This is a genomic window from Chryseobacterium sp. UYP7, from assembly GCF_056279225.1.
This window is the reverse complement of sequence record NZ_JBWBQW010000008.1, coordinates 38,548-54,147: the sequence shown is the minus strand read 5'-3', so window position 1 is coordinate 54,147 and position 15,600 is coordinate 38,548. Positions and strand designations below refer to the sequence as shown.

The 15,600-nt window shown below is 36.1% G+C and carries 15 protein-coding genes; 3 read left to right on the top strand and 12 right to left on the bottom strand.

The features are described 5' to 3' along the window. Positions 1 to 80 precede the first annotated feature (80 nt). The 6 genes from ACZ9HT_RS14675 to ACZ9HT_RS14650 form a co-directional block, all read right to left on the bottom strand. A complete protein-coding gene (locus ACZ9HT_RS14675; RefSeq protein WP_476041248.1) occupies positions 81 to 566 on the bottom strand; it encodes a DDE-type integrase/transposase/recombinase in 486 nt (161 codons plus the stop codon). A gap of 92 nt (positions 567 to 658) precedes the next feature. Continuing rightward, positions 659 to 865: a transposase gene (locus tag ACZ9HT_RS14670; protein ID WP_476041247.1), complete on the bottom strand. Its 207-nt coding sequence runs from the start codon at positions 863 to 865 to the stop codon at positions 659 to 661. Between the two features lie 444 nt (positions 866 to 1,309). Further along, entirely contained in the window at positions 1,310 to 3,589 is a 2,280-nt protein-coding gene (locus ACZ9HT_RS14665; protein ID WP_476041246.1) for a VPS10 domain-containing protein, read from the bottom strand. 110 nt (positions 3,590 to 3,699) lie between these two features. Beyond that, positions 3,700 to 5,358: a tetratricopeptide repeat protein gene (locus tag ACZ9HT_RS14660; RefSeq protein WP_476041245.1), complete on the bottom strand. Its 1,659-nt coding sequence runs from the start codon at positions 5,356 to 5,358 to the stop codon at positions 3,700 to 3,702. 685 nt (positions 5,359 to 6,043) lie between these two features. Beyond that, positions 6,044 to 6,841, bottom strand: a complete 798-nt coding sequence (locus ACZ9HT_RS14655) for an SDR family oxidoreductase (RefSeq protein WP_476041244.1) — start codon at positions 6,839 to 6,841, stop codon at positions 6,044 to 6,046. A 221-nt stretch (positions 6,842 to 7,062) separates the two neighbouring features. After that, positions 7,063 to 7,956, bottom strand: coding sequence for an alpha/beta hydrolase family protein (locus tag ACZ9HT_RS14650; protein ID WP_476041243.1), 894 nt, complete (start codon positions 7,954 to 7,956; stop codon positions 7,063 to 7,065). Between the two features lie 419 nt (positions 7,957 to 8,375). On the opposite strand from ACZ9HT_RS14650, the gene ACZ9HT_RS14645 reads away from it, so the two are divergent. Beyond that, entirely contained in the window at positions 8,376 to 9,149 is a 774-nt protein-coding gene (locus ACZ9HT_RS14645; protein WP_476041242.1) for a ketopantoate reductase family protein, read from the top strand. Between the two features lie 515 nt (positions 9,150 to 9,664). On the opposite strand, the gene ACZ9HT_RS14640 is transcribed toward ACZ9HT_RS14645, so the two are convergent. The 6 genes from ACZ9HT_RS14640 to ACZ9HT_RS14615 form a co-directional block, all read right to left on the bottom strand. Continuing rightward, a complete protein-coding gene (locus ACZ9HT_RS14640; protein ID WP_476041241.1) occupies positions 9,665 to 10,213 on the bottom strand; it encodes an SH3 domain-containing protein in 549 nt (182 codons plus the stop codon). Between the two features lie 13 nt (positions 10,214 to 10,226). Then, positions 10,227 to 10,601 carry a DUF6232 family protein gene (locus ACZ9HT_RS14635; protein ID WP_476041240.1) on the bottom strand — a complete coding sequence of 125 codons (375 nt, stop codon included), beginning with the start codon at positions 10,599 to 10,601 and terminating at the stop codon, positions 10,227 to 10,229. Positions 10,602 to 10,886: 285 nt separating this feature from the next. Continuing rightward, positions 10,887 to 11,093, bottom strand: coding sequence for a hypothetical protein (locus ACZ9HT_RS14630; protein WP_476041239.1), 207 nt, complete (start codon positions 11,091 to 11,093; stop codon positions 10,887 to 10,889). Positions 11,094 to 11,201: 108 nt separating this feature from the next. Then, positions 11,202 to 11,864, bottom strand: coding sequence for a response regulator (locus ACZ9HT_RS14625; protein WP_476041238.1), 663 nt, complete (start codon positions 11,862 to 11,864; stop codon positions 11,202 to 11,204). A 2-nt stretch (positions 11,865 to 11,866) separates the two neighbouring features. Beyond that, positions 11,867 to 13,510 (bottom strand): tetratricopeptide repeat-containing sensor histidine kinase, encoded by a 1,644-nt coding sequence (locus ACZ9HT_RS14620; RefSeq protein WP_476041237.1) that lies wholly within the window; start codon positions 13,508 to 13,510, stop codon positions 11,867 to 11,869. 24 nt (positions 13,511 to 13,534) lie between these two features. Then, positions 13,535 to 13,702, bottom strand: coding sequence for a hypothetical protein (locus ACZ9HT_RS14615; RefSeq protein WP_476041236.1), 168 nt, complete (start codon positions 13,700 to 13,702; stop codon positions 13,535 to 13,537). A gap of 387 nt (positions 13,703 to 14,089) precedes the next feature. Here ACZ9HT_RS14615 and ACZ9HT_RS14610 point away from each other — a divergent pair, with 387 nt between their 5' ends. Both ACZ9HT_RS14610 and ACZ9HT_RS14605 read left to right on the top strand, forming a co-directional pair. Beyond that, the gene (locus ACZ9HT_RS14610) at positions 14,090 to 15,001 is read left to right on the top strand and encodes a hypothetical protein (protein WP_476041235.1); all 912 of its coding nucleotides are present in this window, start codon (positions 14,090 to 14,092) and stop codon (positions 14,999 to 15,001) included. A 387-nt stretch (positions 15,002 to 15,388) separates the two neighbouring features. Continuing rightward, the gene (locus ACZ9HT_RS14605) at positions 15,389 to 15,535 is read left to right on the top strand and encodes a hypothetical protein (RefSeq protein WP_476041234.1); all 147 of its coding nucleotides are present in this window, start codon (positions 15,389 to 15,391) and stop codon (positions 15,533 to 15,535) included. The last annotated feature ends 65 nt before the right edge of the window (positions 15,536 to 15,600 follow it).

Genomic DNA, 15,600 nt, shown 5'->3' with positions numbered 1-15,600 from the left:
TTTTTCTGCAATAAATTCCGGTCCGTTGTCCACTCTTATTTTTTCTGGTTTTGTTCAAATTTTCTATATTTCTTTTGGTTTCACGAATGCTTTGCATTTCCACGCCATTCAATTAATTGTTTCAATTGCGAGATTACTTTTGCCGAGGGCAAGCTGCTGTCAATAGTTATATTCAAAATCTCTCTGTTAAAATCATCAACGATATTAAGAGTTCGCACGCTTTTACCATTTTCCAAACTGTCATGCATAAAATCCATACTCCAAGTTACATTTGGATAAATTGGGCGAACCAATGGTTGTTTTATCCGTGTTGGAAGCCGCTTTTTCCTTTTGCTTCTCAAATTTAATCTCATCGATTTATAAATCCTATAAACTCGCTTATGATTCCACCCAAAACCCAGATTTTTCAATCGATTATGCATCATCCAAAAGCCCCAGGTTTGGTTGGAATCTGCAAGCAGAACCAACTCGGCGCGGATCTCATCATCTGAACCTTTGTTCACCTTACGATAATAGAAAACTGAACTTCTTAAATTGAATACTTTAAACGCCTTGCGCAAACTCATTTTATGGATTTCTTTCGAATAATCCACCAATTCACGCTTCTCGCAAGGCGTCAGAGCTTTTTTTATTCAAGTCTTATATTTTTTTAATGATTTCATGATTTTGCGTAGCAAAGTTCGATTACATCTTTTAAAACCACAATCTCCAAAGTTTGCTCGGTAACAATTTTTTTTAATTGTGAAAGTTGCTTCTCCAACTCCTTCATTTTCGAAAGTTGATGAACATCCAATCCACCATATTTACTCTTCCAATTATAAAAGGTTGGCTGGCTAATTCCATGCTCCCGGCAAATCTCATTCACCGTTTTTCCTTATTTTTTTCAGATAATATCTTGATGATCTGAACTTCTGAAAATTTACTGTTTTTCATATTCTTCCCAAATTTAAAAACTCTAATTTTAACTGCCATAAATTTTTTCTTTTATTTGATAGTTACAACCCATTAGTATAAAAGTCAAAATAAATAAGGGTAATATTTTTCTCATTAACATCTCAATTTTGTTCGGTAGGGGCTCGATCTACCAATATTGTCGATGTTTTATTAGTCTGAGTGCTTACGGTTAGGAATTTCCGTACTCAGAATAAAAATACAAAAAATTTTTAGGAATAAATCTAATGGTAATGAATGTTTTGTCAAAATAAAAAAGATTTTATTTTAATCAATTTAAGGTTAGGATTGTAAAAAAGCTCAGCGTATAAAAACTGAGCTTTATTTTAGCCTATTTGGTTTTCTTTAATATGATTTCTTACTTTTTAATGATTTTTTTTATTAATTCTTTGTTATCCTTAGTAAGGATTTTAAGAAGGTAAATGCCTTTGGTTAAATGCGATACATTCATTTCAGAAGATTTGGAGAAGGCTGTTTGGCGACCGGACATATCATATAAGGTAGCGGAATTGACCGCAGTTCCGATATGAAGAACCTCTGAAACAGGATTAGGATACACCGAAACATTGGAAGTTTCTGGATTGCTAACGCGTAAAGTTGAAAAATTAATGGTGTAAGTGGCTACTCCCAAATCTGAGGTTCCAAGATAGACCGTTGCGTTATTTCCAGAAAAATCCGTCATCATGATATTGGTTTCTACATTAAATAGTTTTTCCGAATCAATAGAAGTCCAAGTGTTGCCATGATCGGAAGAGTAGGATAGTGCAAAATTGCTAGTTTGTGAACTTAAATTTGCGGCCACCAAATTACCGTCACCCGTATCAGAATAATCGATTTTTCTTACTTCCACGTCGGTTTTCTGCGCCCAGATTTGTCCGCCGTCCGTAGAAGAGAACACCCCTTTGGAACTCGCTATTGCTAATTCGCTTTTGTTGAAAGGATTCTGGGTAATATCATATAGGGAATCTGAAGAGGTGAGTACTGATAATCCTGAATCGAGATTGATCCAAGTGGCACCACCATCGGTAGTTTTATAAATTTCAGATCCAGCTAAAATCACTAATTCATTGGAAGAGGTTCCTGTGTGCAGTAATTTGAACACTGTTGCAGTAGAAGGAAGATACACATTTTCAATGTTGATTGCATCTGGATTTGAAACGTCTATTCTAATCACTTTCGCCTCTCCATTTTCATAAAAAGAAGCCCAGATTAGATTGTGATTCACGGGATCATTTTTCAAATCAAACATTCCATCAGAATAATTCATTTCCAAGAGTTGAAAAGTCTCGCCATGGTCGGAACTCATTTTTAAAGAACTACCCATAAAAGTATCAAGGGTGAACTTGAAAATTCTGCCTTCGGTATAAGAATCTGCGTAAACCTGAACACCGGAAGCATTTCCGAACATATTAAGCGCTCTCAAACCGTGTTCTGTTTCCACTTGGGTTGTAAGATTTTTATGCACAAAACCATATTGCACTCCATAATAAAGATGTTTGGGACCGGCGTTTTCATACTGGCTAATTCTCCCCATCGAATTGAAAAAAGGAGTCGTAATGGTTTCAAAAGTTTCCCCTGAATCTTGGGATATCATGGGTCTGTAGTTTTGCCCGATGACCAACTCATTCGCCCGTACCGGGTTGAAACTTACATTTAAACCGTAATAATAATCGGTCATATTATCTACATCATATTCCTTTTTCGACCAAGTGTTACCGCCGTCTTTAGAAATGGCTAATTCATCTTCTTCCAGCACATAGATGTAATTGTTCAGAGGGTTAAAGGATATTGCCAGAAAGTCATTGGAGATGCCCGTATTATTCCAATTGATAGGTACCGTACTCCAACTTGTGCCTCCATTGGTAGAATGGTACAATTGTTCATCTCCCTCATATTTATACCCTGTAGCCATATAAATATCATTGCTGTTGTTAGGGTTAAAAGCTATTGGTTTCAGGGTAATCCCCTGAAAAGTTTCAGTAAAATTATTGCCGCCGTCTTCTGAAATCAAAAGTCCACCTTCTACGCCCATCGAACCTTGGCTTCTCAATAAAAATAATTTGTCCGAATTGATTGGATCAAATGCCATGGTGTAAAGAAAAACTTTATCATGTTCGTTGGTATTGTAAATTTCTTTCCAGCTGTTGCTGCCGTCTTTGGTTAAAAAAGCCCTTCCTAAAGGTTCTCCATCTACCCGCATATTGGTATCCATTATTAATAGATTAGGATCTTTTGGAGAAAAGCTGTAGGAATTAATTGTAGGATTTTCTGCAAGATTCGGTGCAATAAATCTTTTTACGACTGTTTTGGAGGTCAAATTAAAAACGGCAACCGCTGCCTGACTACCTCTTATCGCAAAGGTCAAGGTGGATCCGTCTCCACTGATTTTGAGTTGGGATAATGAATTCCCCAGGGATAAAGGCAAAGAGTACAAAACATCCCAAGTTACCCCGTTATCATCGGAAACGACAATATGATTACTTAAAGTGGCAGCATAAATTTTGTCTGGATTGGTTTTGTCATAATTTAGGTCGAAGATTCTACCCAAAGTATTGGTCGAATTTACATTTAATTGTGCCGATACCATCTGGCTTGCCATCATAAAGGCGGCGGTAATGAGTAATGGTAATTTTTTCATTGAATTAATATTTAGTTTTAATTTTCCAAATATTCACAATAATAAAAAACAATACCCATAAATCCCCGGAAATTGCAGGACATACTTTTGGAAAAAGTGTGACAATTTCGTTAAATTCCTGAAATATAGACAAATAAGTCTCCATCTCCTGCGAGATTCATTTTTCGGCCGATGCGCTCTTTTCTTTTTCTGCAGGCTTCCAAAGTAATATTCAGGAGTGAGGAAACCTCTTTGGAACTCAGATTCATGTACACATAAGACAAAAAACGGATGTCGTTAGAACTTAAATCCGAATGTCTTTCTCTTAGTCTCTGCAGAAATCCCTGATTAACTTCCTCGAAATGGAATAAAAAATCCGACTGTTCGTTCTCTTCTCTGATGCCTTGTTTCAGTTGATTCACAGCAGCAGATAATGACGAACTATTTTCGATGGCAGGTTGCAACATCAGCGACTGCACTACTTTTTCAATAAGTTCATTTTTGCTCGATAGCTGAAGCACCTTTACCATCAGCTTCCTGTTTTTGGCTTCAATTTCGTTTTTTAATTTTTCCTGTTGAAGCAGCGACTGCATTTCGTTCTCTTTATAATGGTTCCGAAGGATTTCTTTGTCTTTCTTTTCCTGTTCCAGCTCCAGTTCTATTATTTTTTTTGTGGTTTCCTCAATCACTTTTTCCTGTTTCATCCGGATGTTTTTATTTCTGAGGAATAAAAAGATGCCTCCAATAAACATCAAAATACAACCGGTACTGATGATGAAAATAAGACGTTCGGACTGCAGTTTTCTTTTGCTGTCGGCTAAATTCTTTTCAGAATTCTGCAATTCAAATTTAATTCGGCTGTTTTCAAATAATCTTCCGTTTTTAATGATATTGATGGAATCGTGCACCACAATCACCGAATCTTTATACCGCAATGCTTGTTTTAGATCATTTTTTTGTTCATAGATTTCGGTTAAGTTTTGAAATATACTTTCTTTATTTAAAATTCCTGCATTTTCGTCCAGTGCCTTTTGACAATAGCTAATTGCATCGCCTAACCGATTTCGATTTTTAGCAATCTGAGCCAATAATAAAAATACCGCCACCCTGTTTTCTTTGTTCTGAATCCCTTTTAATTCCGGCAAGATGCTGAATGAAAGTTTTTGGGCATCAACATATTTCTTTCGTAAAACAAAATTTTCTGCCTGTACAATCTGAGCCTGTAAAAGGAGTTCTTTAAGGCTTAATACGGCAAAAGCCTCCTGAATATAGGCCGTAGACTTATCCAATTGTTGGGTTTGATTGGCGACCGTGGCAATGTTGATCGCGTAAATACCGATCTTAATGCTGTCTCCACTTTTTTGAGCAAGCTCGTAAGCTTTGAGGAAATAGTCTTCGGACTTCACATATTTTTTTTCCTCAGAATAAAGAATCGCAATATTATTAAGCACCGTCATTTCCGACTTGTAATCCAAATACATCAATGCAATTTTATACGCTTCGAGGTAATTATTGAGCGCTTCTCCATAATCCAACATGGCATAGAAATTTGCCCCGATGTTATTAAGGGCTAAGAATTCCTGTCGGTGCCATTGGTTTTCTTTCGCCAACGATCGGGCATCTGTAAGGATTTCCAAAGACTTGGAGTGATTTCTTTCCTTCATGGCTTTGACTCCCTCTAAAATCAGCTGGTCACAGGCTTTGATGGTAGTGGCAAAAATGGGTTGAGAATAAAAAAAGAGGAGAAAAAGAAAGAGTGTTTTAAAGGATGAAATCTTCCACAGCTTCATTGTATAAAAATTTGTTTGTAAATATAAGGAAGAAATTAATGAGGTTATTTTATTATTGAGAGACATAAACCGTCTCGAGATGAAAAAAATAATAAGCACTGCTGCGAAAAGTCTCCTACTTTGAGCAATTTATTTTAATCAATCCATTATTAATTGCAAATCACAATTTCCTACATAAACATTTTAAACAAAATATCGTCGGCATGCAATTCATGACTTTCATGCTACGTAAGTACCGTATTGGTAGGGTTTGCATCCGCTGCTAATTTATGTTGCAACTTCGTGGCTTGTTACACAAAATTAAAAATAAAAGAGTCGCAAATCATATTAAAAAAAATGGCTGGAGCAGATTTGTATGCCGTATTAATATCAATACTTAAAGCACGCTGTGTAGAAAAAGTCACCGACTACAAATCCGCGCCATCGGGAGTGCAATCTGTACTCCTATTACAAACTAGCTTTTCTAAACGGGTTTGCTCACTAGTCTATTAAGTAAAATACAATCCAAGCGGAAAGTAACGGTGTAGTTGTAGGTCATCATATTTATCCGCCAACCGTACTCCCATCAATATCTTCGCAAAAAAAACCAAGAAAAAGAATTCCGACATCAGGTTTTTGTGGCAGGATTACATATTCGATTAACACTTCGTACCTGCTTCTAGAAATACCGTGTATTATGTGCAGGTTATTCAGGGGTAGCCTCGCTTCCAGCTAATATTCCCCCGTCTATATTCAATTCTGTTCCGGTAATATATTTTGATTCATTTGTCGATAGAAATAATGCTCCATATGCCACATCGATTGGTTCTCCAAAATGACCAAGTGGAATTCCATTTTCTATAGATTTTATCATTTTTTTCCTTTCTTCTCCTTTTCCCAACATCATATCCCACATAGGGGTCATTATCGCTGCTGGATGTATGCTGTTGCATCGTATATGATATCCTTTTTCTGCGCAATAAAGCGCAACACTTTTCGTGTGATTTCTAGATGAGGCTTTACTAGAAGCGTATGCAACTGCTGTTGGAATACCAACAATTCCACTTCTCGAAGAAATATTTACTATTGCTCCTCCTTTCTCTTTCATCAATTTGATCGCATACTTGCATCCTAACATTACTCCATTGGAATTAACATGGTGTACTTCATTCCAAGAATTTAAATCAACATTTTCCGCATCAAATGGACCGGTAGTCTCAAGAAAACCTGTTATTCCAGCATTATTAATGAGAACGTCTAATTGGCCATATTTTTCTGAAATTTTATTGGTTACTTCTATCCATTCTTCTTCGCTTTTCACATCTAAATGGAAATATTCGGATTGGTTCCCTAATTCTTTAGATAGTTCTTTTCCTTCTTCATCTAAAAGATCAGTTACAATAACCGTTGCTCCTTCAGAGCAGAACAATTCCGCTATGGCTTTTCCTATTCCTCTTGCAGAACCTGTAATAAGAACAATTTTATTTTCTAATCTTCCTTTCATTCGATATTCTTTTTTTATTTAAACATAACGACTGGGTATTTCCGGATGCGAGATAAACATACGAAAATTTTCTACTTGTGAAAAGCCTTTTTAATCGTTAAAATCTTCGTTGAAAACTTTATATCCACTTGTAGTAATACCAAGATTAAAAATCTCCGTTTAACGGGTTTTCATTTCTTTTCTATAGACAAAACGAAAGCTTAGTTATTGTAGGCAGTGCTTTATTTTGAAAATTTAAACTTCTTACTATTCAAAGCTTTCTGTTTTATCCATTGAATTGAAATAGCAACAGTTTCTGTAATATCGCCGGAAGAAGTATCGTGACCTAACGCTGAAAACAAAGTATATTCGAAAGGTTTGCCTTGAACTTTGAATATATTAAGTTGCTCTATACATAACTTTACTGGAATTTGAATATCTTTCTCGCCGAAAAGCCAAAGTCCTGGAATTGAAAGTGTATTCAAAGAATTTTTTGGATCAGTTGCTGTAAACTGATACCGGTCAGGATCATTTTTGATATGTTCATGAGCTTCTGCATCCGTATGATTTTCCCAAAAGTTATTATTTCCGTTGGTGTAAAACTGAAATCGCATTTGTTCTAGTGTTGTAATGGTCGGGGAACTAAATAAAACCATAAATTCTATTTGTGGGTTTTTGTTTGCAGCAATGGGTATGATCCATCCTGCTTGACTGAAACCAAGTAATCCGATAGGGGTCTTTTTATCTTTCAAATAAGTTCGAAATAGATGTACTGCTGCATTTGCATCTTGAGATAATAAATTAAGATTGGTAGGGTCAATATTATTCGTGCCAACAGATGGTCCTACATATACGCCACCAGATTCTCCAACTCCACGTTTATCATAGGTCAACACAGCAATACCTTCTTTGGCAAGACGTTTTGCGAATTCCATTTCTCTTTTTACAGGATCAGATCCATGAACAATTACAACTGCCGCAAATATTTTTTTAGGCGTTAAAATGGAGCCTGCAAGAGTGATACCCTGACTTTCAAACTTTACATCTTGAATGGTGAACTCAGCCGATTGAGAAAATACCTTTTCTGGTAAAGCTATAAATAGTAACCAAAAAAATAATTTAGAAGAAAAGTTCATGTTCATTTTAGTTTAATATAAAAGATGGTCTTGGATTGTTGACCAGTGCTAGCATTGCCTACAACGATTGGTTATTTTCGCACGAGGTATAAAAATACGAAACTTTCTCTTTGCTAAAAACTTAATTAATTGCTATAATCTTCAATAAATATTTCATATCTGATTGTTGTATATGTTATGGGCAGTTTCTATTGATTTCTTTTTCAGTTTCCAAGCTATTTTTTGTAACTGTTTTTTAATAAGTTCTTAAAAAATAGAAGTAGCGATTTTTTCTTAAATACTGTATTTAGGTGGTGCACTTTGTCTCGGAATAAGTGGTGCACTTTGTGTTGGAATGTTGGTGCAGTTTACAGTGGAATATTTAAAAATTTCCGATTAGATTAAATAAGCATGAAAATAGGTTCCGCATTCGCCGTGCGTTGCATGCGTTTTATCTCACCGATTCCTTTTATCAGAAGATTTCTGAGATTCAAAAACCCGATTTGGTATTTATTTGTGTAAAAGAATATAATTTAGAAAACGTTTGTCATGAATTAGCCCAAGTTATTTCAACAGAAACCGTGTTATTTCCGATGATGAATGGCGCTGATATTTATGACCGAATCCGTGCGATACTGCCTAAGAATATTATTCTTCTTCTTCTGTCCTGCGTCTATGTGGCTTCACATATCAAAGAAAAAGGAATCGTGGAGCACAAAGGCAAACCAGGGAAAGTGATTTTTGCTAAAGACCCAGCGCACCTTTCTGAAAATGTTGACTGGATTGTCAATCTGATAGAAAAAAGTAAAATAAGTTTTGAATATAAGGAAAATGCTTTAGAAGATATTTGGACCAAATTTATTTTTATTGTAAGTTTTGGATTGGTTACTGCAAAATATAATTCTTCCATTGGAGCAGTCTGCTCCAATCAATCTCAAAAAGAAGAAGCTACAAAAATAATGGCGGAAATAAAATCAATCGCAGATAGAAAAGGAATTTATTTAGAAGATGACATTATTTTTAAAACATTTGAAAAAGCAAATACCTTTTCTCCACAAACACCAACATCCCTGCAACTCGATGTGAATTTAGGTAAAGAGAATAATGAATTAGAACTGTTTGCAGGTGCAGTAATACGATATGGAAAGGAGCTCAAAATCAATACATTTAATACCGAATTAATCTACGAAGAAATAAAGACGATGCTCCTATGAAAAGATAGTGCAGCAATCCACCCTTTTAATTGATGCGAGCAAGTGAAATGACGATAACCTCTTTTGAAGTAATGTAAGAGCGGTTTTTTTGATTTACACCGATTTCTAATTTGAACTGTTTCTCACTTCAAAAAGGGGTAGATCGCGTTTTATATTTTAAAGAAATATCAGATTTATGTTTTGAAAAAAATGCGATATTGGGTGAACTTTTCTTATTGTAAAAAGTACTTCAAATTGTTTGTATGATAGGTTGATGAAAAAAAACATGAAATGATATAAACAAATATCCGGTAAAGATATCAAACCAGGATTTTTTTTAAGTAAAAATATGCTCGACCTTATTTTGTGAAGAAGCTCCGAAAAGTCAGGAGACTTCGGAGCGCAGTTGCGTAGTTCCACTTTGTCAGACAAAAGCATTTCTCAACAGATCGCTTTTTTCAAAGCCTTCACACTGCAGCTGCGCAACCTTATCGAAGTAGGAGGAAGCGAAAATGTATCAATAAGAATTACTGATCTTATTGCATTACGCTGTAATGAATATAACCAATTTTCCTGCTCTTTGCGATTTCAACTTTGTACCACAGATTTTGGTATTCCAATATCATCACTTTCGTTCCGTTACGTACTTTTTCCAGAATTTCTGCATTTAAGTCGGGGCGTGTTCTAACATTGACCATATTCATTCTAAGGATAATAAATTTACCCACAACGGGGGTTTCCCAAGTGTTAGATGCATCCCTTTTATTTTCACTTTTTGGTCTTTTGTAGATCCCTACAGTTGATTTGCCCGCCGGTCTTTTAGAGGTGATCACAGGGGATTTTGTTTTTATCTTTTTAGGAGCAGCTTTGTAAGCAGAAAAGCTTCTGCCTGAAAAACTGCCACTGCACACTCCACAACTGCCACCTGAGGAACAATGTGCACACCGTGAACAATTGGAGCAGGCAGCGCAACTTGATGAACCTGTGCATCGAGCTTCTTCGACACTTTTTTTTGCACTATCATTTGCTTTTACGCATGAAATCAAAAAGAAGGCAGTGATAAGTATTTGTAAAAATATTTTCATATTATTTATTTTTTTAACCTCTGTTAATGAAGGCATCATTTAAAGCATTTACGATTTTCTGAATATAGATTTTATCTTTGGATACAATACTGTTGGCTTCGCCGGCATTGGTACTGATACGCACTGCGTACTCATTTTTAATGGAGGTGAACCACCATATTCCCAGAGCAATCAAGACTATGCCGACATAAAAAATATCTTTCGAAAACAGTACAACCAATCCGATAAGGATTAATAAAATGGCTTTTACCTTACTTTTGACAATTTCGAAAATATGAACCGAGGAAATGTTTCGCATGGTATAGGTTTTAGACTGCGTAACATATCTTGAAGGGGTGACTGTTACCCAGGCATCCTGATAAAAAATTCTTTCGTTGTTGGTTTCCATGATTATGTGTTTTTTAGGATTGTGTATTAAAGGTTATTTCTGGTCTCCAGGTTGATGTTCATGCGGTTTCAATGCAGGGTGTTTCGGTTTTGTCTCAGGGGTAACCCGTCTTCTTCGGTCCGGCGTCCCATCCTCTTTCTTAGGCTTTGGACCTGGTTTTATTGCAGTTATATTCATTGTGTTTTGTGGAATTAATAATTTTTTTTGTTAGGAAAAGATTAAAAAGGGATCTTCTTCATTTCATGAAGAACTCTTTTATAAAAGTTTAATAAGAACTGTTATCCCTTAGGAAGTGTGACATGGTTTAGAGCACGTTTTGCATCCATTGGATTTGGTATATGTTTTTTTAGCTTCTCTTACCGCTGTATCACAGTTATAAAATTCTCCCAGATATGATCTATTGATCAAAGAGGGCAGATAGGTACAATGAATGTGATGTACCTCATGATCTCCGTTCGGTTGTGCATTTTTGTTGACATAATACTTTTTCATAAAATTGTGTTTAATTTGTTTAACACTCAAAAGTATATTGTTTTGGCAGAATTATATTATGGAAAACCATAATATCGCAATACTTTTTTTAATCATAAAAATTTGAGATCAGAGTATTCCTAAATCTTTGCACAGGACAATCATTTCTATATTATTTTTTGCATCTAGCATTTCACGAAGGTCATTGAGTCGTTTTTCAACTGCGCTGCGGCTGTCAGGTTTTATACTGTGATCGGAAAAATGTTTTACTATTTCTTTCTGTTTCCACCCTTTTGCGATCAACTGTAAGAGACTTAAATCATAGTTGGTGAGGCTTTGGGTGGTATTTCTGATCGCATTGAGAAGGTGTTGAGGGAGGATTTTTTCGCCGGTGAAGACTTTTTTAATCGTGGTGACGAGTTCGCTCCCGTCATTTCTGCCTTTGCTCACAAAACCGTCAATGTTGTATCCTTTAAAAAGTTCGTCTATAACCGCCGGCTTTTTTTCAATAGAAAAGGCAATAATTTTAAGGTCGGGTTGAAGAGCCAATGCTTCACGGATCAGTTCCTGTCCGGTAGTTAAGCGCTGAGCCCGGTGGTCCGCAATAAATCCCAAGTCGGTGATGAGTAACTGAAAAGGATTGTTTTCTTGTAATGCATTTTTTAATTTGGTGTAGGCATCATCACAGTAATTTGCAAATGTAAAATCTTTAATCATCAATTCTTTTAAGGTATTAATGACCCCTAAATTTTCTATTTCGTGATCTTCTGCGATCAGAACTTTGGTAAACATGCTCAATTATTTGAAATTAAAATATCAATCATTAGACCTCCATTAGGATTCGGTTCAAAATTAAATGTTCCGCCCAGTTTTTCAATACGGTTTTCCATATTGTGAAGTCCTGATTTTTCTGAGGCGCCTGAAACGTCCATCCCAATTCCATTATCGGTGTATTTAATGTGAACATTTTTTTCCCGTTCTTCAAAAATAAGAGAGGCAAATTTAGCCTCACTATGTTTTCTCATATTGACCATTAATTCGCGTAAGACATAAAAAATTTCCATCTGATTCGCAGCGCACAGTTGCTCCCAAATTTGAGGAGTATTCCCAATAATGAGAATACGTTGATGATCGGATGAGTAAGACACCAACATCTCGTATAAATGAAGGGAAAATTCTTTATGGGATTCTGATTCATAATCATCTTTCGCAATATCACGTGACTCTTCATACAATTTTTCAATTCCGTTCAGCAGGATCTTTTTATCAATGTTCGGATTGTTTTCTATTTCGACCATGATATGGTACAGTCCGTTGGCTACTACATCATGAACTTTCTTCGAATATTTAATCTGCGTATCCTTCACGGCGATTTCTTTTCGGTGCGCCTGCTGTTTTCGCCATTTAAAGAATGCAATTACACCAATTCCTACTAGAGCAATCAATGTCAGAATAGATATCCGCTGATTCAAAATCTGATTTTGTGAATCCAGTATATCGGCCTTGTTTTTTTCCGACTCGTAGATCACGGAGGTGAACTGATTTTTTGATCTATTTTTACTATTTTCGAGACTGTCATTCAGTTTCCGGTACTGATCAAAAAGAGGTTTAATGTTTTCGCCTCCTGACGCATCCATCATCTTTTTCAATGCCTCTAACTGATCATCCGAATTTCCGGTTTTTCTCGCATTGTCGTACATTGCCGCGGCAAATTCGTAGGATTTAAGTGAATTGGTAGGATGGTAAAAATCTGCCAGGTGAGCGAGACTGGCCGTCATTCCAAAACGGTCGTTGTTTTTTTTTCTTTTTTTTAAAATATTCAACATTTCGCTTCCCGCCTTATTGCTTTTGCCAGATAAAAATTGCACATAAGCAAAATTGTCCAGAACCCTGTTACGGAAGTTAATACTGTCTTTAATAGTTGGGTTTTGGGAAATTTCTTTGAATATGTTTTCGGCCTCGGAATATTCTCCCATTTTAAGGTGGGAAATGCCTATATTGTTCTTAATGCTTAATTTAGAATAGGTGTTTTCGGTAAGCAGTAACGCTTTATCATACCAGTATACCGCTTCTTTGTTGTTTTTCAAATAGTTATGGTTGATGGCAAACTGATTGTACACGGAGGTGAGCAATATTTCATCTTTCCCGGCAAGGCGGGCGGCTTTGCTCAGATTTTCGTTGCTGCCGAGAACATCTCCTTTTTCAGTCTGTATAATTGCAAGAAAAATGAGGGAGTAGGAGGCATCGTTATATTTTTTTTCGAGGAGGTACCCTTGATACGCCTGATAAAAATAAGGAAAGGATGCATCGTAGTTTGAGTGATCGTACAAATTTTCCCCTTTTTTATAAGCTGTATCTGCAAGAGACGACTCTTTACTATTTCTACAGGAGAAATGCAAAAGCAGGATTAATAAAAAAAGGGAATGAACTGTTTTCATTCCCCTAAATTAATAAAAATAACGTTACTTTCTCGGAGGGATCGGCTGTGTTTCGCCTCCCGTGTCACCATCGGCGTTGGAAGGTTGATTCTGGTTCACGGGATGATTCTGGTCAAGCTTTGCTGAATGATGATTTGTCGTATTCGTATGGTTAAAGTTTAACCCTAAAAGGATCATTAATAATTGTAACATTGGTAAAAAATTTAAGATTGAATAATACACATGCATGTTCAGAACACAGGTTCTGATCAGAGGGCATGAAAAAAAGAAGCGCTTCTTAAAATTTTCAGGGAAGTACGGCAGGTGATTAACAAAGGGGAATTCCGCTTCCCCAAAACCAGTTTTACCCTCTGCTTTTTCTGCCGTTTTTTAAAATCAGTTTTGTAACTTTGTTTTTTTAAGAGTTTCTTATCTCACTGATTTATAGGACAAAGTAACGGCTGATCAAATGAATTTGGAAGACAGGGGAAAGACAGCTTGAAGACAGAATATCTGCTTTGTTTTATGGAAAACCTTATTTTTCAGGACATCAATCTGTCTATTTTTAGACAATAATTTTAAATATTTCTTCCGACTGCTATGCAAAAAAAACGAGCTCTTCTTAAAATGGTGTTTGATAAGGCCAGAACAGAACTTCCGCAAGGAAGCATTACGACGCTTGCCTCTTATTTAAGTGCACATTTTGAAGAACGTTTTGGGCACGCTAAAAATGAAAGAACATTTGTGAGGTATCATAAAAATCTCGTGGTCGATCATGTGGATTATGGAATCGATGAAATCACGCTTGATCGCTTAAGCGCGTATGTGGGTTTTAAAAATTTTGCAGAATTTTCATGGAAAGCCAAAGAGGAAGAGGCCCAATTAAAACATCCCTTACAGGTTACGGTTTCAGATGGGGAAAATGAAGTGAGCACGCTTTCGGAAACGCTCTCCAATATTGTGATTCATATCACCAACTCACCGGTGTTCACGCTTCCGCAGTTTATTTCGCATCATAAAAACAGTTTTGGTATGGTGGGCTTTTTGTTACTGGGAAGTTTTATTGCGAGTCGATCGGGATACTTTCAACAGCAAAAAGCGCAGCCTCTGATCGTGAAAGGCAATCCTGTGCAGACTGAGATCGCTCAGAATCCCATCTTGATTCCACAACCATTGATATCAGCAGTAAATGCTACTCCTGCTTCTACTATAATAGTTCCACAGGAACGGAAAAAGGAGTGTATGTACTGGAAAGAAGACCACTATGAAGCGGTTTTCTGCGATGAAAAAATAGCAGGATCCACCGTTATCGCATGGGATGAAGGAAAATACAAACAGCTGAAAAAAATCAATTTACCCGATACCTTAACGGTGGATAATGCGATGGGAAAAGTTTGGTATGACAAGTCGAACAATCAACTTGAATATTTTACTAATTTTGGAATTCATCCTTTGAACGGTAAAACACTGAGACCAATTACGAAGCATATTGTTGAAAATCATCTCGAATGAAGTAATTCATTTATTAAAGTCCATTTTAGAATCAACAGGAGGAAAATTAGGTTGCATATTCTGAATCCTGTTATGTCCAATTCTTTTTTAGATAATTTGAAATGACTGGCATTTAGTTACCATTTGATAGTCGATCTACGCTTTGTCGTGGAGTATTTTTAGAGTAAATAGGCGACTTTTCCTGAAATAGATTCACACAACAATTTTACAGGTTAGATCAATTACAAGAGAATTTTTAAAATCAATAATTAGACCTAGTTTCAAGAGAGACTATATAAATAAAAACTATAAATATAAGATGTATTTATAGTTGTAAATTACGGTTAACCGTAAGGTTTTTAGATTGTTGTAATGTAAATTTGAATTTAAACTTAATACCTTATCATTATGGCAAAAACCGCAGCATTCCACAGTCCTCAACAGAAAGTTCATCACAACAACACGTCCTGTACAGAAGGAAACAACATTGAAGCAAGAAACAGAAAAGATGGAACGGGGGGCAAACCACTTTGTTCGCACTGTGCAAAGCTTTAATAAGACTCTTTAATCAGAAGGCTCACCACGATCGGTGAGCCTTTTTCGTTAATTGCAATAAATGA

Bases quoted from the DNA above. Each gene is read 5' to 3' on its own strand.
- ACZ9HT_RS14675 (WP_476041248.1), bottom strand. From the start codon at position 566: ATGAGTTTGCGCAAGGCGTTTAAAGTATTCAATTTAAGAAGTTCAGTT.
- ACZ9HT_RS14665 (WP_476041246.1), bottom strand. From the start codon at position 3,589: ATGAAAAAATTACCATTACTCATTACCGCCGCCTTTATGATGGCAAGC.
- ACZ9HT_RS14660 (WP_476041245.1), bottom strand. From the start codon at position 5,358: ATGAAGCTGTGGAAGATTTCATCCTTTAAAACACTCTTTCTTTTTCTC.
- ACZ9HT_RS14655 (WP_476041244.1), bottom strand. From the start codon at position 6,841: ATGAAAGGAAGATTAGAAAATAAAATTGTTCTTATTACAGGTTCTGCA.
- ACZ9HT_RS14650 (WP_476041243.1), bottom strand. From the start codon at position 7,956: ATGAACTTTTCTTCTAAATTATTTTTTTGGTTACTATTTATAGCTTTA.
- ACZ9HT_RS14640 (WP_476041241.1), bottom strand. From the start codon at position 10,213: ATGAAAATATTTTTACAAATACTTATCACTGCCTTCTTTTTGATTTCA.
- ACZ9HT_RS14635 (WP_476041240.1), bottom strand. From the start codon at position 10,601: ATGGAAACCAACAACGAAAGAATTTTTTATCAGGATGCCTGGGTAACA.
- ACZ9HT_RS14630 (WP_476041239.1), bottom strand. From the start codon at position 11,093: ATGAAAAAGTATTATGTCAACAAAAATGCACAACCGAACGGAGATCAT.
- ACZ9HT_RS14625 (WP_476041238.1), bottom strand. From the start codon at position 11,864: ATGTTTACCAAAGTTCTGATCGCAGAAGATCACGAAATAGAAAATTTA.
- ACZ9HT_RS14620 (WP_476041237.1), bottom strand. From the start codon at position 13,510: ATGAAAACAGTTCATTCCCTTTTTTTATTAATCCTGCTTTTGCATTTC.
- ACZ9HT_RS14615 (WP_476041236.1), bottom strand. From the start codon at position 13,702: ATGTTACAATTATTAATGATCCTTTTAGGGTTAAACTTTAACCATACG.
- ACZ9HT_RS14610 (WP_476041235.1), top strand. From the start codon at position 14,090: ATGCAAAAAAAACGAGCTCTTCTTAAAATGGTGTTTGATAAGGCCAGA.
- ACZ9HT_RS14605 (WP_476041234.1), top strand. From the start codon at position 15,389: ATGGCAAAAACCGCAGCATTCCACAGTCCTCAACAGAAAGTTCATCAC.